We start from the raw sequence: 17,513 nt of genomic DNA on the forward strand, positions 1-17,513 counted from the left end.
GCGCCCAGGAAGCGATTCCCATGCAGGCCACAGTTACCGATCACCGCAGCGACATCGCCGTTCTTCACCTGCGCGGCGAACTGGATGCGGACACCGCCGTCCAGCTCCACAGGACGCTGGCCGGGCTGCTGGAACGCCCCGTTCCCCGGATCGTGGTCGACCTCACCGACCTCAAGTTCTGCGATTCCGTCGGCCTCAGCGCCTTCATCACCAGCAAGCAGGTCATCAACGCCCGCGGTGGCTGGCTCAGCTTCGCCGGCGCCAACCCTTTCCTGACCCAGCTGATGGAGACCGTCGGTCTCAGCCGCTATTTCGCCGTCTTCCCCGAGGTCGACGACGCCATCGCCGCCGCCCAGCTCTGAGGCGGCCGCCGTTGGGTCGACTTTGGAAAGCGACTTCCGGCCTGTTCCGCGACGGCGGAGCCGCTTCTTCGGGCGAAAACCCGGTCGGCCCTCGTACGAGGGATCGGGCCGTGGCTGAGTCGATCAAGAACTCGTCTGACAGCTCGGCCCGCAAAAGCGGAGAGCCGGGCGCAGGGCCCGGCTCTGATCGCTCGATGGCGGAGGATACGAGATTCGAACTCGTGAGGGTGTGAACCCAACACGCTTTCCAAGCCTGCTTGCCCCTGTCCGACGCGGTTCGGCAGCCTACGTGACCAGCTTGAAGTGGCTACGGCGGATCTCGCCGAACCCGCATGGGCATGGTTGAATGAGACGGCGACTGAGACAGCCGTCGCATCCAGGGCCCCGGCAAAGTCGTCAGGTGATGCCAGCAGGGTGAGCGGGCGGGCGTGATGGCGGTTGGCGGCGGCGATGTTGGTGAAGCCGGCGAGGCGTAGGGCGCCGATAGCGGCGTTGCGTAGCGCGGCCATGACTTGTTGTCCGGTTCCGGTGCGGATTTGCGAGCGGTCTTCGTCGTAGGTGACGTCCCGTACCCAGTGGATCTTGTTCTCGATGGACCAGTGTCCGCGGATCCACGCGGCCAGCTGGTGCGGTTTGGCGTGGTGGACGTGTAGGTCGGTGATGGCGTAGACGGTCTCGGTGGTGAAGCGTTTCGGTTCGTCGAGGCGTCGGCGTCGGCGTCGGCGTCGGCGTCGGTTCTGCAGCAGTCGGCGGATCATCGCTTCGGACGGGCGTCGATCAGCGGCGATGCCCAGGGCATCGGCCGTCGCGTCTGGCACATCGGCCACCCATTCCGCGATCGCGGCGTACGAACGGTAACCGGCCACCACGGCGCACACCGCCGCGGTCACCACCACGCTGAGGTGGTGCCGGATACCACGCCGTGCCCGCGGATGACGCATCGCGGCCAGTACGGCGGGCAACCCGGCAGCGGTTTCCGGCAAGGGTCAGAGCCGGTGCATCGGACAGAGACGAGATCAGCGATGATGGCAGTGCTGGCATGACTCACTTCGGATAGATCATCGTGGCGCAGGAACCTTGATGATCTTCTGAACCGGTCATGCCCGTCTTGCTGCCGCCAACCGAGGCGCTTCTACCTTGATCCACCTAAGTCGGACACCGTGACTTTGCCGAGACCCTGCCATCGCATCCTTCGCGGTTGAGCGGTTGAGTGCTGGCGGTACGTATGTAGAGCAGGGCCTGACCTCCCCGTCAGAGTGCTAGAAGTCATAGCCTTGATCCTGTAGCTGGTACCGCGTGACGGTAAGAGTGCTGGACTCGTGCATGTCAAATCAGGGTGTCTTGCGATGAGAACATCCCTATCGCTGGAGCCAATGTCGCCGCTGGCTCAGCTCGTGTGAATTTCTCAGTTGTGAAGTTGCAGCGTAATTAGGTTTGGTGGGCACTAGAATACGCGGCAGCCCACCGAGCCTGAAGAGATTGTCGGAAGATCGCTTGACGTCGCAGTGGACTTAATAGAGGGTTGTCGTATGACGGATCTTCAAGAGCGCATGACAGTGTTTCAATTGGAGCGCTATAAATTCATATTGCAACAGCTCCATGCGACGAACGAGAACGTCCATCGATATTTGGCTATATTTCAAACCATCGCGACCACCATACTTGGCGGTGTGCTTGCCGTATTCTTCGGATACAAGCGTTGGGGCATCGACGCCGAAACTGCCCGAACCGTCATTACGGTCGGCATGTGGCTGGTCACGGCCGTGGCCGCTTTCGCCATTCTTCAAGTGATAGTCGGAATTCTAAGCTGGCTCGACTACCGTCGCGAAGAGTGTGATCTGCTGGATGAACTAGTGAAGCCAGGAGTACGTGCTCGCCCATTATGGAAGAATTTCTACCGATGGTACGAAACATACGTCGTAGTGTTCATCCTTACTTTAATCATCTTGACATGGGTTCTAGCTAACGTCGCCTTTCTGCCTCGCGTGAAGTAGATAGAGGTTATAAGCATGCCATTTGGTTATGAAGGAACCAGGCTCTGGTCGTCTTCTCTCGGCAGAGATGTAGAAGATCATCGAAGCCAGCGGGAGCAACTTCGTGTCGCCTACCATCGGTTTCGAGAAAGGGCAGTGTTGCTCGCCGCCGAGATACCTCAAGACCTGCGCGAGTACACGGTGCATGACGCGGCTCATCTGGATGCTCTATGGGAACTCGCTGATGTCATTGGCGGTGATCTCATCGAGCTTACTCCTACCGAAGCATACGTGCTCGGGGGAGCATTCCTCATTCATGACTTAGGAATGGGATTAGCGGCGTGGCCGGGTGGCATTGATTCTCTTAAGAAGGAGTATGACTGGCGCGATATTGTTGCAGCTTGCACTATGGAGTTGCGTGGCCGCCCTGCGGCCGATGGTGAGCTAGACGCGCCGGCAGCAGATGTTGAGCAAGCGGCGAAGGAAATCGCACTTCGTGAAAAGCACGCTTCCCATGCTGCCGAACTTGCCCTTATCAGCTGGACAAGCACAGCAACCGCAGAGGAATATCACCTTATCGATGACGTAGATCTTAGGACAACCTACGGGCATCTGATCGGCCAGATTGCGGCTAGTCACTGGTGGGATATAGAAAAGATTTCAGCCACATTCCCAGCTCACCCCATCGGCGCGCCTGTGAATTGTCCGAGCGAGTGGACAGTGGACTCTCTAAAACTTGCTTGCCTTCTTCGACTGGCCGATGCCGCCCATTTGGATTCTAGGCGCGCGCCGAAGTTTTTACGCGCAGTCAGGAATCCACGCGGACTATCCGATATTCATTGGTCGTTTCAAGGCCATCTTCAGCAAATCCGGAGACAGGACGACCAACTGCTATTCACCGCAGCTCAACCGTTCGAAGTTTCAGAGATCTCCGCGTGGTGGGCTTGCCATGATGCTCTACATGTCGTGGATAAAGAGCTGCGGTCAGTTGATGCTCTCTTGGTGGAAATGAGCAGACCCCGGATGGCTGCACGTGCAGTTAAGGGCGTTGACTCCCCCAGTCGCCTAAGCACGCTAATTCCGACTCGGGGATGGATCCCGGTAGACGCCAGTATTACTGTCAGTAATGTGCCGTCCTTGGTCAAAAAGCTGGGAGGGGAAAGTCTATACGGTAACCGTCCCGATACTGCGATCCGAGAACTAATCCAGAACGCCGCTGATGCAACAAGGGCCCTCGCGACACTTACTGACGCAGCACCGGCTGCTATAACGGTTGCATACGAGACCGACGAACAGGGGGCCGATTGGATTCGGGTCACTGATTCAGGCGTAGGAATGTCTCGGGCAGTGATGACCGGAGTACTGCTTGACTTTGGTAGAAGTTACTGGGGCTCCCAATTGATGCGCGAGGAATCGCCCGGACTGGCAGCAAGTAAGTTCCGCCCTGCGGGCAGATATGGGATTGGCTTCTACGCCGCCTTTATGATTGGCGATTATGTATCTGTCGTTTCACGACGTTACGATGAAGCATCGTCTGATACTCGAATTCTGGAGTTTCCAGAGGGCTTGGCGGGGCGCCCAATATTGCGTATCGCTACACGGCAAGAAATGCGCCATTCGGGAGGTACAACTGTTTCCATAAAATTGCGCGATCCGGATTCGTATGATCTGTTGATGGATGACAAGCCTCGGGTTTTTGCCGGATTGAATTATGCCAACTTTTTTGACCTTTGCCAGAAGCTTGCGCCTTCGTTGGACGTTCCCCTTCAAGTAATAGATAGAGGCGAGGAGCGGCGCAATTGCATCGAGTCGCACGACTGGAAAACGCTGACTGGTCGGGAGCTAATCTGCCGACTCGGACATGTCGGTAGCCCTATCTGGTCAAGCACGCATGTTTCCCTCGGTTTTGTGAGTGACGCGATGCGACCCATCATGCGCGGGGATCGCATGCTCGCTCACGCAGCCCTTGCACCAGTGCCGCCGGGCGTCATCGGTGATCAGGGCGAAGAGCTTCGAGTTTGGGGCGTTATTACTGGTGGTGGTCTCCGTATAGCGGAGCTTGGCGGCGCCATCGGAATCTTTACGGGTCAGCCGCTCAAGGCAGATCGAACGAAAGCTTCCCTAGACGCGAGTGCGAAGGAGATCGCTGACTGGGCATCGGAGCAGGCCGAGATTTGGCAAGATGAGATCAACTCGCATTCCCCTGAATGGAATATATACGTAGCTCTCCTGAGTCGGCTTGGCGCAGATACCAAAGGTGTACATATTGCTTGCACGGCCGAAGGGTATCTAAGTGCCCACGAGTTGGAAGAATGGGCACGTGACAGGCGTCGTATTGTTATAGCTGACGACTTTGATGTAGAAGTGGACGACAAGTTGGGCGAACAAACCTTCTGGAGTAGGTCCGCTCGAGAGTATGTCCTTCTCGGAGAAGATATAGTACTCGCGCCTTCTTCGAATGCGCAATATGGCGAATGGGATGCTTGGCCAGGGGAAGAGTATACGGGAATCCGTAGAATCCCAGTCCGTTCGGGTATCGTAACTTCACCCGAGGAGTGGTGGAAAGAGTATCGAGGTTCGACTGTCGGCCTCGTCATTCATGCGATCGCTCGCGCTTGGAACTGTGCGCCCGAATCTATCGTGAGGTCGCTCTCAAATATCGACGAGAATGGTCGACGTTTGACGCTTGATATTGGCAAATCAGTTGTTGGTGCTAAACCGGTGTCCTCGTTTGTTGAATTCTTGATCGACCGTGATTTGATACCATGAATATGGCGGCCCAATGTCGCGAATGTTTGCTGATTGGCGATGTGCAATCCCAGTCAGCGAAGTGATAGTGGAGAGTGATCGAGGCTAGTGACTCTAACTAAAGACGTGTGAGGTAGCCTGTTTGCAATTGACGATCCAAGTCGTGGAGAGTGATTGTGGCCACCACTGAACGTACGCTCGTACTTTTGAAGCCCGACGCTGTCGCCCGTGGGCTGATCGGGCGCGTAGTGCAGCGGTTTGAGGATGCTGGCCTGAAGGTCGTCGGAACCAAGATGGTGCAGATGGACGCCGACCTGGCGAAGAAGCACTACTTCGACCTCGAAGAGCGGTTCGGCAAGGACGTCTTCGACCTCACTGCGAACTTTATGCAGATGGGTCCGGTCATCGCGCTGGTGCTCGAAGGCATCGAGGCGGTCGCGAACGTGCGCCGGCTTGTCGGCTCCACCTTCCCGAACGAGTCTGCTCCGGGGACGATCCGCGGGGACTTTGCGCACGTCTCGAAGGCTTTCTCGCAGGCCAACAAGATCGTTGCTGCGAATCTCGTGCACGCGTCGGGCAAGCCGGACGAGGCCAAGTATGAGATCGACCTGTGGTTCGACAGCGCCGAGCTGTTCGACTACCAGACCGTGGCTGAGAAGTACACGTTCTGATGATCGAGGAGAAGGTCTCGTCTCGGCCGCCGATCGACGAGGTCATCGAGCAGTACCGGGCCGAGCTGCCTTGGGGGGATCTGCGGGTGACTGCTGAGTACGCCTACGCGGTTGCCGTGAGGCTTCGTGAGGTTGGCCGGGCAGATGAGGCAGAGCACTACGCGCGGCAGTGTCTCCAGCTCATGGAGGCTCTGCCGGCGAACAGCCTCGACGACGTCGTATCTCAGCGACAGTCTGTCGGCGGGGTGCCGCTGCCGGACCACTTCCATGACGGTGTGGTCCGGTCCCGACTGGCTAACCTGCTCGGTCTGATCTAAATGCCGCTTCGGACGTCAGCGCAGGTTGGCGTCTAGGTGCTCCTGCACGGGGCCGAAGAACGGGTATGGGACGTACGTAGTGAGGGTGGCGCGGTCGGACCACGCCACCTCTGCTAGCTCTTCCTCGTCGGCCACGTACGCCGTACCGTCCACGACTTCGCAGGCGGAGTAGAGCATGGTGCGACCGGTGTTCGGGTGAATTCGCTCGCCTAGATCGGCAACCGCTCGCACGGTCAGGCCGGTTTCCTCCTTGGCCTCCCGGACGGCGGCCTGGTCGCCGGATTCCCCCTGCTCGACCTCGCCGGCGGGGAACTGCCAAGAGAGCTGCCCCTCTTTCGCCCGGCGACGGACGAGCAAGACCTGGCCGTTCTGGACGATCACGGCCGCTGCGATGGCGGGGCGCTCGGTGTTCGTGGACTCGCTCATTGTTCCCCTTCCAGGACGCGCAGGATCGGCGCGTAAATGCGTTGCTTCGGGATGAATCGGGTGACTTCTGCCGTCGGCGCCCAGAGCGCGCTCGTGTTCTCGACGACGTCGCGGTTCTCGACCTCGCCGGCGAGGTAGTCGCAGAGGAAGTAGGTCGCGCTCACGCCGGTCAGCGGATGGACGCGGCTGCCGAGTTCGGCTCTCACCGAGCAGTGGACGCCCGTTTCGGCGAGGGTTTCGCGGATCGCGATCGTCGCGGGGGCGGAGCCTGGCTTGACGATGCCGGCCGGGAACTGCCAGGAGATTCCGCTCGGGTCAGTGTCACGGCGACAGACCAGCAGAACCTTGGCGTCGTCCAGGACCACCGCGATCGCTACGGTCAAGGCGACGGCGTTGCCGGCAGCCGCGACGGCTGCGTCATCGTCGGCCTTGAGCTGACGGGCGAAGCGAAGCTTGGCCGGCTCGTCCGCACGGCTGTACGCGGTATCGAGCGCTCGTTGCAGCTCCGGGCGAATGACGATCTCGGGCCGCTCACTCCACGATGCGATGGTTCGCTTGGCGACACCGATGAGTGCGGCCATCTCGTCCTGCGACATCCGCAGGGCCGCTTGAAGCGCGATCGCATGCCGACCGGTCCATTGGTCGATGACGGTGTGGCGGGCCGGCTGATTCATGAGGCAGCGCGCCCGGCGGCAGAGAGCAGACCCGTCCTCGCCGGTTGGCGAGTGTGCGGCCTGACCTGCATCGATCAGTCGACCGCCGTGGCGATCGTGCCTGCCGGATAGATCTCTGTCTCTCCGCTTGCGCGGGTGATCGTGATCGCGGCCGTCGAGGTTGCCGTGTCGCCTGGCTTGAGTTCGATCCGCTCCGGCATTGCCGCGACGAACGTGCCGTGGCCATGGCGAATGTCGATCAAGCCCTCTGAGCGGAGAACCGCCATCGCGCGGCGCACGGTCTCTCGCGCCAAGCCGAACTCGTCGTGGAGATCTTTCTCTGACGGCATCCGTTGTCCGGGATGTAACTCTCCGCTACGTATGCGGTCGCGCAGGATGCCAGCGAGCTGCCGATAAGCAGCACCTTCGCGATCCGGCGTAATCACCCCCTCACGCTAGGTGTGGACGGGTCGGCATCTAGTGGTGTATGCGTCTAGACGTCTGTATCGTTTTGAAGGTGCCCGTCGCTCTGGCCCCATTGGACTCACTGGGCACTGGGGCCACCCGGAGAAGGAGTCATGGCAATGTCCGTCACGCGTCTTGCTCGACCTCGGAAGCGGTGTCCCCTCTACTGCACGATTGATCACGAACATCAGGGCACTCAGCACTCCCACCTCATTGCCGAGGTCGACGTCGAGTGCGAACAGGCTCTTGTCGCCGTCAACCTGGTTCGGCCCGATGCGAAGGACGAGATCGCGCTGGCGATCGGCAAGGGTTGGGGTGAGCCGACCGTCGCCAACCTGACGGCGAACGAGGCGCGGGAACTCCGGGACGCGCTCAATGTCGCCGTGGCGGTGCTCGACCGGCGGTGACCCGTTCAGTAGCGACCGAGCCCCGGCGGCCATGGAGGCTGCCGGGGCTTCTTCATCGGCACTGCATCGCAGATGCGTCAGGCATGGGTGGTTGCCTCGTCGGCGGCGCATGACTTTCCGGGTTGACTGGGTCTCACCAGGAAAGCAACGCTACTGAAGAGGTGAGGAACGATGTTCGGTCAGGACTCGATCGACCCGCGGCGCGGTCGCGAGGCTTGCCACTCTCGGATTGAGGCCGGCAACCAGGCCGGCGAGCGGCCGAACATCCGATCTGCGGCCGGCGCCTGGCCGCGTGAGACATAAGCCGCCCAAGTGACGCGGCTGATCGGCGCTCCCGCTGACCGCAGGAACGCCAGGACGTCCTCAGTCGTCCACCAGTCCTCGGGTAGTTCGCTGCTCGTCTCGGCCATCACCGGCGAGGTTACGCGATCTCCCAGGGTGATCACCTAACCGTCTGGCCGGCGGCGGCTGGTCAGTCCAGTTCCACCACCTTGAACCGCGATCGACCGTAAGGCGCACGCTTGCTCGAATACAACTTGGCATTGTACGGTCGCGCCATGAACACAACGCGACGTTGTATTCGACTCGTGCCGCCCGCGGTCGTCACAGACCCGGAAGGACATCCGTGTACCGCGACTTTCTCCCCGAAGAGCCCACCCCGGCCCACCTCGCCGCGATCGAGCGCGAACAGCGCCTTCTCGAAGCCGAGATCGCCCTGGTCGACGCCGAGATTCGCTTCCTCACTGCGGAGCCCGCACCGACTCAGCTCGACTGGCGCCGGCTCCGGCGCGCTCAGAACCGCGTGCTCCGCGAGATGGTCACCCTCGTCGAGCGCTACCTCCGCTCGATCGACGAGGTGGCCTGATGCCCGGATTCATCGACCCTGTCGATCGGAGATCCGCATGAGCCTCGGAATCTTCTCCCTCGTCCTCATCGCCGTCCTGGTCATGCTCGCCATCGACCACAAGACGCGCGGCCGGATCGTCTTCGTTGCCGTGTGCGCGCTGATGCTCGGTCTCGTCATCGCCGGGAGCGATGGCGTACTGGCGCAGCCCTCTCGGGCGCTGGTCGACGGCGTACGGTCCGGGCTGACCACTATCGGGCAGTCGCTAGGCGGCGACAAATGACGGACGCTCAGCTCAGCCGGGTGCGATGGGGCGTGCGGGGAGCGCTGCTGCTCGGGGTTGCGACCTCGGTAGCGGCCAACATCCTGCACGCTCTGCCCAACCCGATCAGCCAGGCCATTGCCGCTTGGCCGCCGTTGGCTCTGCTCCTGACCGTCGAGCTGATCTCCCGCATTCCCGTGCATCGTCGGTCGCTGGCCATCGTCCGGATCGCGGCTACGGCCTCGATCGCCGCGATCGCGGCGTGGGTGTCCTACTGGCACATGGCGGGTGTGGTCAGCCGCTATGGCGAGGTCGGCGCGGCGCCCTTCCTCATCCCTCTGTCCGTTGACGGTCTGGTCGTAGTCGCCTCGGTCTGCTTGGTCGAGCTGTCCGGCCGGATGCAGCGCGAGGTCGAGGAAGTGAACGTACGGACGGCCGTGGAAACGGTCGCGGCGCCGGACATAACCGCGGACATCGAGGCGGACGCGGCACCACTCAAAACCCGTACCCCTCGGAAGCGGGACACCGGCAAAGCGGTGGCGAAGCTCCGCGCCCGGCACCCCGATCTGCCCTCCCGAGAGATCGCCCGGCGGCTCGGCGTGACCGACCGCACCGTCCGGCGGCACCTGTCTGCCGCTGCCTGAACCAACGGAGATCCCATGCCTGACAACGCCGAACGTCGGCTCAACAAGATCTTGGATGCGCTCGGCGACAACGCCGAGGACATCGCCCACCTTCTGGAGTTCGGCGGATGGCGCGGCCAGCCGCACGACGTCAACTCCTGCCCGGTCGCGCTTTACCTGCGCACGGTGGTGACCGACGTGACCGACGCGTCGGTCAGTTCCGAGCAAGCGAAGGTCCACACGGCCGACGGCTCGGACATCGCGGTCAACCTGACCCCAGCCGTGGCCGGCTTCGTCCTGGCCTTCGACCTCGGTGTCTATCCCGGTCTCGTCGCCACCGCCACCGACGACAACGGCGACGTGATCGACGAACTCGACCGATAGCTCTGCCCGGGGCGCGGCCGACCGGCCTGCAAACCATCAACCGCGCCCCGGCTCCCCGTTCGGCCAACAGACTTCCCGGAGGAATCTCCATCATGACAACCCCGAACCCGGACAACGAGTTCGATTGGAAAGCCGCCGAGGCGGACGTGGTAGACCTCCGCACCCGCCGGCCTGCGAACTGGTCGGCCGATCTCGACGACGAACGAGACGAGATCGGTGACGCGCCGGTGCCGGTTGATCTGCCTACCTCGCGGCGGACCGCCACTCGTCGGCCGATCATCCCGGCCTGGCTGAGGTCCAAGGCTGAGGCGATTGCCTTCGCTCGGTGGTTCATCGGCCATTACACGTACGTCTTCGCCTATCACCTGACGCGGCTGCCGCTGTACGCCGGACGGCTCCTCGTCCGGGCGCCGCGCGGTGTGGTCCGGTCCATCAGCGGCACGTCGCACTGGGTGTCCGATGCGGAGGGTCGGCCGATCCGGCTGGCCGCCGTGCGGCGTGAGGACGCCGCCGACTATCTCCGACTCTCGCGGCAGCGTGACGACCGCGTACGGCTGCGGACGGTCATTCTGCTTCTCTCAGCGGCGTTCTGCCTCGTCAGCGGGACATTCCTGCTGACTGCGGCGCCCCGAGCGGTTCTGTACGCGTCGCTTGCCGTGCTCATGGGTGTCTTGGGCGTGATTGGTTCGCCGGCCGACAAGCCGCTGGTGGACGTTGCCACGGTCAAGCCGCGGGTGCGCAAGCTGACCGCAGACGTCCTGATGCGCGCCTTCCTCGCTGCCGGGCTGTGCAAGTCAGACGACCCGATCGTCTTCCCGGCGCCGATCATGCGTGATGGCCCTGGGTGGCGTGCGGTCATCGATCTTCCGTACGGCATCAAGGCCGACACGGCGATCAAGAAGCGGAACGACCTGGCCGCCGGCCTCGACCTCGACGAGGTGCAGGTCTGGCCGGAACGGGTGCGCGGTACGGCGGGATCGGCGCGGCGACTCGCGTTGTGGGTCGCGGACGAGGACCCGTACGCGAAGGAATCTGGTCTTTGGCCTTTGATCTCGAAGGGACAGGTCGACGTCTTCGAGTCGTTCCCGTTCGGCGAGGATCAGCGCGGCCGGCTGGTGTGCCTGCAACTCATGTTCACGTCGCTGTTGGTCGGGGCCATTCCGAGGATGGGCAAGACCTTCGCGGCTCGTGTGCCTGCCCTCGCTTGCGCGCTCGATCCGATCGTCGAGCTGCACATTTACGACGGGAAGGGCGGGCAGGACTGGCGGGCGTTCGAGCGCGTCGCGCATCGGATCGGTTTCGGCGTACGCGATGAGGTTGTCCTGGCTTTGGTCGAAGATCTGCGCGCCCTGGTCGCGGAGATGAACCGGCGGTACGACACGATCGCGACCCTGCCGCCGGACATCTGCCCCGAGTCGAAGGTGACCCGGGCGATCGCCGAGCGGCGCTCGCTCAAGCTATGGCCGATCCTCGTCGTGATCGACGAGTTCCAGCGGCATAGCGGCAACCCGATCTATGGCGCCGAGATCGTTTCGCTCCTGACCGAGCTGTGCAAGGTCGGACCATCGGTCGGCATCATGATCGTGCTGGCCACACAGAAGCCGGACGGCAAGGCCGTGCCGACCGACCTGCGCGACAACATCGGCACGCGGTTCGCGCTCAAGACGATGACGTGGCAGTCGTCCGAGGCTGTGCTTGGCGCTGGCTCGTACACCGCCGGGCACGACTCGTCTCGACTCCAGCGTGCGCACAAGGGTGTGGGCATCCTGCTAGGCGCCGACGACTCCGGAGCCGTCGAGGACGCGCTGACCGTTCGAACGCATCGCACGCCGCTCGCGGATATCGATGCCGTGATCGCGCGGGCGCGTGCTCTGCGCGAGGCCGCCGGAACGCTCAGCGGCCAAGCGGCCGGCGAACAGCCTGCCGAGGTCGCGGTGTCGTCTCTCTTGGACGACATCCTGACGGTGGTCCCGCTCGGCGAGCCCAAGGTCTGGTCGGAGGCCGTGGCTGCGCGCCTCGCTGAGCTGCGACCCGAGGTGTACGGCGGGTGGAAGCCGGAACAGGTCGCGGCGGCGCTCAAGCCGTACGGCATCCCGGTCGGTCGGCAGGTATGGGGCACCGATCCCGCGACCGGCGAGAAGGCCAACCGCAAGGGAATCCACCGCGATGACATTGCGGCGGCCGTGGCCGAGCGTAACCAGCGGCGCCGGGCCGCATAGGGATAGCGGGCCGCTAGGTCTAGCCCCGGCAAGAGCTAGATCTAGCGGTGCCGCTAGCCCTCGAATAGTCACCTCACCTGGACGCTAGCGCCCTAGCGCCCCTCCCTTCCTGCGCCCCTGAAACCGCCTGGAGGCCATAGGTGGACGCCGTCCGCATCGTCGCTAGCCTGCTCTGCCCCGTCCTGGTCGTCATCACCCTCTGCTATGCCGCCGTCTGTGCGGTCAAGCCGTTCGGCACCTGCCGCCGCTGCGATGGGCGTGGTCGCCACGGGCGCGGCATGCGGAGCCGACTGTGCCGCCACTGCGATGGCACGGGGATCCGCATCCGGTTCGGGCGCCACCTTTTCAACGAGATCACCCGTCGCTGAGCTGATCGAGGACTCACCTGTGACTCGCACACCACCGCATGACGAGGCTGCCGAGCAGGCCGTGATCGGCTCCGCTCTGCTGTCTCCGCGCCTCGTCGCCGAGCTGGCCGACCTGGTTCAGCCGTCGGACTTCTATCGACCGGCGCACGTAGAGCTTTGGCAGACGGTCGTCGAGCTGCACGCCTCGGGAGCACCTGGGGATCCGATCGCGGTTGCCGCGCACCTGGCGGACCTCGGGTCGCTCGGGCGGCTTGGTGGTGCACCTTACCTGCACACGCTCATCGCATCTGTACCCACGTCGGCGAACGGGCCGCACTACGCGGGGATCGTGGCCGATTACGCGCGCCGCCGCGAGGTTGCCGAGCTCGGCAGTCGGCTGACCCACCTCGCGGGAAGCAACTCAGACACCCGCGACGTGCTCGCGGCCGGGCGGGCGATGCTCGACGCCGCGCCCGCTCCGGCCTGGCCGTCGCCGATGCCGCTGACGGCTCGTCATACGCCGCGCCCTTTCCCGGTCTCAGCGTTGCCGAGCTGGCTGGCCGACATGGTGAGTGCCGTCGCCGAGTTCACTCAGACGCCATCTGACCTAGCTGGCTGTATCGCTCTGGCCGCGCTGTCGACGGCGGCTGGCGGGCGGCTCGAGGTTGAGGTGCGCGGCTCGTGGAGAGAGCCGGCGAATCTCTTTACGGTTGTTGTGTTGCCGCCCGGATCGCGGAAGTCGGCCGTCTTCACGACCCTGATCCGGCCGCTGCTCGACGCCGAGGCCAAGCTGATCGAGCGCACGCGGCCCGCGATCATCGAGGCCGAGTTGGCGTTGCGGGTCGCGGCCAAGGCTGCGGAACGGGCCGCGAATGCTGCGGCGGCTGCTGACGATCGCGGTCGAGACCGGCTCATTGCTGACGCTACGGCGGCCGCCATGACCGCCGAGGCGATCACCGTGCCGCCGCTGCCCCGCCTGATCGCGGACGACATCACCAGTGAGCAGGCTGCTTCTCTGCTCGCCGAGCAGGGCGGCCGGCTTGCCGTGCTTTCGCCGGAAGGCGGCATCTTCGCCACCCTCGCCGGCCGGTACTCCGGTGCACCGAACTTGGAAGTTTTCCTCAAAGGACACGCCGGCGACATGCTCCGCGTCGACCGCCGTTCGCGACCGGCCGAGCACGTCGACCGGCCCGCGCTGACTCTTGGCCTGGCCGTGCAGCCGGAGGTCTTGCGCGACATCGCCCAGATGCCTGGTTTCCGTGGGAAGGGCCTGCTCGCACGCATCCTGTTCGCCGTCCCGGAGAACACGGTCGGGCGCCGGCGCATCGGAGCCGAACCGATCCCAATGGCTGTCTCATCGGCGTACGCGGACAGGTTGCGCGCGTTCGTGCTCGGACTGGCCGACCGCTGTGAGCCTGCCGTCCTGCGCCTGACGCAAGAGGCCAACGAGCGCGTGTTGGCGCTTGAGCACGACATCGAGCCTCGCCTGGCGCCGTCCGGGGGTTGGGCGCATGTCGTCGATTGGGGGAGCAAGTACGTCGGGGCCATCGCACGCATTGCGGGCCTGCTGCACCTTGCCGAGCATCTGCTGGGCGGCTTAACCTCGCCGATCTCGGCGGGCGTTCTTGATCAGGCTGCGGAGATCGGTGCGTATTTCGCCGAGCACGCGCTGAGCGCCTTCGACGACATGGGCGCGGATCCGCTCGTCGACGATGCTCGTCACGTCCTTGGCTGGGTCGAGCGCTCGCAGACTGAGCGGTTCACCAAGCGGGATCTCTTCACGGCGCTATCCCGCGGTCGATTCCGCAAGGCGGCCGACCTCGACCCCGTCCTCAATCTGCTGGTCGGTCACGGCTACCTGCGGGCAGTGCCTTCGGCCGAACGTCGTGGCGCCGGCCGCTCACCGTCGCCGGCCTGGCTCGTGCATCCCGACGTCCTCCGGCCCGCGGGCACGGTGCGGCCGATCAGCGCCGGGCGGGTCTCATGATCCGGCTCGGGGGTCCGCAGAATTCGCGAAATACGCCGAACGGCCTGCCCGGAGGTATTCCGCGGATTACGCGGATTCTGCGGAGCCGCACCGCTGCTGCCCGAGCTCCGCCTTGGCTCGTGGTGCCTGCCTGCTCACCCCCGCCCGCATCTCCCGAAAGGCACCGCAGGATGACAACCGATCTGAGCGGCGACGCCGCCGAGATCCCAGATGCTCAGCCCATCCGCCTGGTCCTCACGATCGAGCAGGCCGCCCGTCGGCTCGGTATCGGTCGGACACTCATGTACTCGCTCGTCATGAGCGGAGAGGTCGAATCCGTGATGATCGGCCGGCTGCGCCGGATCCCGGTCGAATGCCTCGCGGAGTACGTGACGAAGCTCCGCAACACCCAGCAAACCGACAAGGCCGCGTGAGGGGGACACGATGGGGACGCGTAAGCCGAACGGCGCATCGAGCATTTACAAGGGTCGCGACGGCAAATGGCACGGCCGAGTCACTATGGGCGTCCGCGACGACGGCAAGCCCGACCGTCGGCACGTCGAACGGAAGACTGAGGCCGAGGTCACCCGCGAGGTTCGGAAGCTGGAGCGGGAGCGCGACTCTGGCCGGGTGCGGAAGGCCGGCTCCTCGTGGACTGTCGAGAAGTGGTTGACGTACTGGGTTGAGAACATCGCCGCCCCGTCGGTCAAGGCCAACACGACCGCTGGCTATCGCGTCGCGGTGAACGTCCATCTGATTCCTGGCATTGGAGCGCATCGACTGGAGAAGCTAACACCTGAACACATTGAGAAGCTGACCCAGAAGATGCAGAAGAACGGCAGCAAGCCTGCCACAGCTCACCAGGCGTTCCGGACGTTGCGGACCGCGCTGAACGAAGCGATGCGCCGAGGGCATCTCACCCAGAATCCCGCGAGCCTCGCCAAGTCACCTCGGCTCACAGTCATCGAGGTCGAGCCGTATTCGGTGGCCGAGGTGCAACGCATTCTTGAGGCGGCCGGAGATCGCCGGAACAGCGCCCGGTGGGCAATCGCGCTGGCGCTCGGCCTACGCCAGGGCGAAGCGCTCGGCCTGAAGTGGGATCACCTCGACCTCGACAAACAGGCGCTGCGCGTACGCCGGAACCGGCTGCGACCGAAATACGAGCACGGATGCGGCGGCAAGCCGTGCGGCAAGAAGGCCGGTTACTGCTCCCAGCGAAAGCAGACGAACGACGACACGGACGACACGAAATCGGCTGCCGGCCGCCGCGTGATCGGCCTACCTGCGAGCGTCGTGCAGCTCTTGCTGGAGCACAAGGAGGTACAGGGCACTGAACGTCGGCGAGCCGCCCAGCTCTGGCAGGAAGGTGGTTGGGTGTTCGCTTCACCGACCGGCCGCCCGCTCAACCCGAACACCGACTATCACGAATGGAAAAGGCTAATCAAGGACGCGGGTGTCCGGGACGGCCGACTTCACGACGCGCGGCACACGGCTGCAACTGTTCTGATGCTCCTCGGCATTCAGGAACGCGCTGCCATGGATGTGATGGCAGAGCCAAAGCAAAGTTAGTTGATCTTCGTTGTTCCTGGTGATGACGACCCGGTGAACGGACGCGGCCTTCCTCAGTAGACGATGGCGGTTCTCTACGCCAACCGTCGTCTACCAGAAAGGCCGCTCGTGCCAGTCTCGCATGCGGTCGCCGATGTCGTCATGAACAAGGCCAGCCAGGCCGACCTCGGCCGGGTAACCGCGCTGGCCGCGGTGTTCGCGCCGGTCAAAGATCCGCGTAAGCCCAAGGGCGTGCGGCATCCTCTCACCGCGGTACTGACGGTGCTGACCATGGCACTGCTGTGCGGGGCACGTGATTTCCGGCAAGCCGCCGACCGGGTCGCGGAACTCCCGCAACCCCTGCTCGGCGCAGCGGGCGCCCGCACGCACCCCGTCCTGCATCCGGATCCCGCCCGGCCGTGACACCCTGCGCCGGCTGGCCGAGGCCGTCGACGCCGCGGTCTTGGACCGGCTGATCTGCGCCTGGCTGACCACCCTGCTCGAGGTTCGCACCGGTGTCGGGCTGGCCCTGGACGGCAAGACCGTCCGCAACACCCGCCCCGGCACCGGCGTGGACGTGCAACTGTTCTCCGCGATGCGCCACGACACCGCCGTGGTCATCGCCCAGGTCCAGGTCCCGGCCGACACCACCGAAGTCACCCAGATCGCCGCCCTGCTCGACCCGGTCGACATCACCGGCATGACGATCACCGCCGACGCCGCCCATCCCAGCCACGACACCGCCACCTACCTACTCAAGCGCGATGCCGGTTACGCCTTCACCGTCAAAGGCAACCGGCCCGGCCTGCTCACCGCGATCACTGACCGGCTGCCCGCAGCCGTCCCCGCTCTGGCTGCCGCAACGCACACCGAGCACCGAAACGGCCACCGGGTCACCCGCACCATCTGGACCGCACCCGCCGACGGCGTGGACTTCCCCGGCGCGGTCCAGGTCTTCCGGATCCGCCGCGACACCTACGCCCCCGACGGCCAACGCGTCAGCAAACACCTCCTGCACGGCATCACCAGCCTGACCTGCACCGCAACCGAGATCGCCGCTCACGTCCGCAGCCACTGGGGAATCGAAAACAAGATCCACTGGATCCGCGACGTCCTGCTCGGCGAAGACCACCACCACGCCTACCTCGGCACCGTCGCCCACGCCATGGCCGCCCTGCGCAACCTCGCCCTCGCCCTGATCCGCCTCGCCGGGCACACCCGAATCAAACAGCTCATGGAACGGCATCACGCCAACAAGATGCTCATCCCGACGCTACTCAACGCAGCCATCCGATAAC

General features: G+C 64.0%; 20 protein-coding genes. 16 read left to right on the plus strand and 4 right to left on the minus strand.

The features are described from left to right. Nucleotides 1-20: 20 nt before the first annotated feature. Entirely contained in the window at nucleotides 21-362 is a 342-nt protein-coding gene (locus C8E87_RS17250) for an STAS domain-containing protein (RefSeq protein WP_133874049.1), read from the plus strand. Here the strand turns inward: C8E87_RS17250 and C8E87_RS45570 are convergent. Then, nucleotides 308-1,258 carry a transposase gene (locus tag C8E87_RS45570; protein WP_239080208.1) on the minus strand — a complete coding sequence of 317 codons (951 nt, stop codon included), beginning with the start codon at nucleotides 1,256-1,258 and terminating at the stop codon, nucleotides 308-310. The genes C8E87_RS17250 and C8E87_RS45570 overlap by 55 nt on opposite strands. Before the next feature lie 633 nt (nucleotides 1,259-1,891). Here C8E87_RS45570 and C8E87_RS17260 point away from each other — a divergent pair. The 4 genes from C8E87_RS17260 to C8E87_RS17275 all read left to right on the plus strand — a co-directional run bounded on the left by C8E87_RS17260 (nucleotide 1,892) and on the right by C8E87_RS17275 (nucleotide 6,071). After that, nucleotides 1,892-2,356, plus strand: coding sequence for a hypothetical protein (locus C8E87_RS17260; protein WP_133874050.1), 465 nt, complete (start codon nucleotides 1,892-1,894; stop codon nucleotides 2,354-2,356). Between the two features lie 15 nt (nucleotides 2,357-2,371). Beyond that, nucleotides 2,372-5,104, plus strand: coding sequence for an HD domain-containing protein (locus C8E87_RS17265; protein WP_133874051.1), 2,733 nt, complete (start codon nucleotides 2,372-2,374; stop codon nucleotides 5,102-5,104). Nucleotides 5,105-5,259: 155 nt separating this feature from the next. Further along, entirely contained in the window at nucleotides 5,260-5,754 is a 495-nt protein-coding gene (locus C8E87_RS17270; RefSeq protein WP_133874052.1) for a nucleoside-diphosphate kinase, read from the plus strand. After that, the gene (locus C8E87_RS17275) at nucleotides 5,754-6,071 is read left to right on the plus strand and encodes a tetratricopeptide repeat protein (protein WP_133874053.1); all 318 of its coding nucleotides are present in this window, start codon (nucleotides 5,754-5,756) and stop codon (nucleotides 6,069-6,071) included. The genes C8E87_RS17270 and C8E87_RS17275 overlap by 1 nt, the downstream gene beginning before the upstream one ends. Before the next feature lie 15 nt (nucleotides 6,072-6,086). Here C8E87_RS17275 and C8E87_RS17280 read toward each other — a convergent pair whose 3' ends face one another. The 3 genes from C8E87_RS17280 to C8E87_RS17290 form a co-directional block, all read right to left on the minus strand. Further along, the gene (locus C8E87_RS17280; RefSeq protein WP_133874054.1) at nucleotides 6,087-6,497 is read right to left on the minus strand and encodes an NUDIX hydrolase; all 411 of its coding nucleotides are present in this window, start codon (nucleotides 6,495-6,497) and stop codon (nucleotides 6,087-6,089) included. Further along, nucleotides 6,494-7,171, minus strand: a complete 678-nt coding sequence (locus C8E87_RS17285; RefSeq protein ID WP_133874055.1) for an NUDIX hydrolase — start codon at nucleotides 7,169-7,171, stop codon at nucleotides 6,494-6,496. Before C8E87_RS17285 ends, C8E87_RS17280 begins: the two co-directional genes overlap by 4 nt. Nucleotides 7,172-7,245: 74 nt before the next feature. Then, nucleotides 7,246-7,596 carry a winged helix-turn-helix domain-containing protein gene (locus C8E87_RS17290; protein WP_133874056.1) on the minus strand — a complete coding sequence of 117 codons (351 nt, stop codon included), beginning with the start codon at nucleotides 7,594-7,596 and terminating at the stop codon, nucleotides 7,246-7,248. A gap of 138 nt (nucleotides 7,597-7,734) precedes the next feature. Here C8E87_RS17290 and C8E87_RS17295 point away from each other — a divergent pair, with 138 nt between their 5' ends. From C8E87_RS17295 to C8E87_RS17350, 11 genes are all read left to right on the plus strand, one after another. Further along, nucleotides 7,735-8,022 (plus strand): hypothetical protein, encoded by a 288-nt coding sequence (locus C8E87_RS17295; protein ID WP_133874057.1) that lies wholly within the window; start codon nucleotides 7,735-7,737, stop codon nucleotides 8,020-8,022. A gap of 625 nt (nucleotides 8,023-8,647) precedes the next feature. Then, a complete protein-coding gene (locus C8E87_RS17300; protein WP_133874058.1) occupies nucleotides 8,648-8,887 on the plus strand; it encodes a DUF6284 family protein in 240 nt (79 codons plus the stop codon). Nucleotides 8,888-8,924: 37 nt separating this feature from the next. Continuing rightward, on the plus strand, nucleotides 8,925-9,149 hold the full coding sequence (locus C8E87_RS17305) for a hypothetical protein (protein WP_133874059.1): 225 nt from the start codon (nucleotides 8,925-8,927) through the stop codon (nucleotides 9,147-9,149). Further along, nucleotides 9,146-9,772 carry a DUF2637 domain-containing protein gene (locus C8E87_RS17310; RefSeq protein WP_133874060.1) on the plus strand — a complete coding sequence of 209 codons (627 nt, stop codon included), beginning with the start codon at nucleotides 9,146-9,148 and terminating at the stop codon, nucleotides 9,770-9,772. Before C8E87_RS17305 ends, C8E87_RS17310 begins: the two co-directional genes overlap by 4 nt. A 15-nt stretch (nucleotides 9,773-9,787) precedes the next feature. Continuing rightward, nucleotides 9,788-10,135, plus strand: a complete 348-nt coding sequence (locus C8E87_RS17315) for a hypothetical protein (RefSeq protein ID WP_133874061.1) — start codon at nucleotides 9,788-9,790, stop codon at nucleotides 10,133-10,135. 92 nt (nucleotides 10,136-10,227) lie between these two features. Then, nucleotides 10,228-12,354 carry a P-loop NTPase family protein gene (locus C8E87_RS17320; protein WP_133874062.1) on the plus strand — a complete coding sequence of 709 codons (2,127 nt, stop codon included), beginning with the start codon at nucleotides 10,228-10,230 and terminating at the stop codon, nucleotides 12,352-12,354. A 387-nt stretch (nucleotides 12,355-12,741) separates the two neighbouring features. Continuing rightward, nucleotides 12,742-14,688: a DUF3987 domain-containing protein gene (locus tag C8E87_RS17330; RefSeq protein ID WP_133874063.1), complete on the plus strand. Its 1,947-nt coding sequence runs from the start codon at nucleotides 12,742-12,744 to the stop codon at nucleotides 14,686-14,688. 170 nt (nucleotides 14,689-14,858) lie between these two features. Further along, nucleotides 14,859-15,101 carry a helix-turn-helix domain-containing protein gene (locus C8E87_RS17335; RefSeq protein WP_133874064.1) on the plus strand — a complete coding sequence of 81 codons (243 nt, stop codon included), beginning with the start codon at nucleotides 14,859-14,861 and terminating at the stop codon, nucleotides 15,099-15,101. Between the two features lie 10 nt (nucleotides 15,102-15,111). After that, nucleotides 15,112-16,236, plus strand: coding sequence for a tyrosine-type recombinase/integrase (locus C8E87_RS17340; RefSeq protein ID WP_133874065.1), 1,125 nt, complete (start codon nucleotides 15,112-15,114; stop codon nucleotides 16,234-16,236). Between the two features lie 63 nt (nucleotides 16,237-16,299). Continuing rightward, entirely contained in the window at nucleotides 16,300-16,638 is a 339-nt protein-coding gene (locus tag C8E87_RS17345; protein ID WP_133874066.1) for a transposase family protein, read from the plus strand. Continuing rightward, on the plus strand, nucleotides 16,529-17,512 hold the full coding sequence (locus C8E87_RS17350) for an ISAs1 family transposase (protein WP_133874067.1): 984 nt from the start codon (nucleotides 16,529-16,531) through the stop codon (nucleotides 17,510-17,512). Before C8E87_RS17345 ends, C8E87_RS17350 begins: the two co-directional genes overlap by 110 nt. The last annotated feature ends 1 nt before the right edge of the window (nucleotide 17,513 follow it).

The organism is Paractinoplanes brasiliensis, from assembly GCF_004362215.1.
Classification (GTDB): Bacteria; Actinomycetota; Actinomycetes; order Mycobacteriales; family Micromonosporaceae; genus Actinoplanes; species Actinoplanes brasiliensis.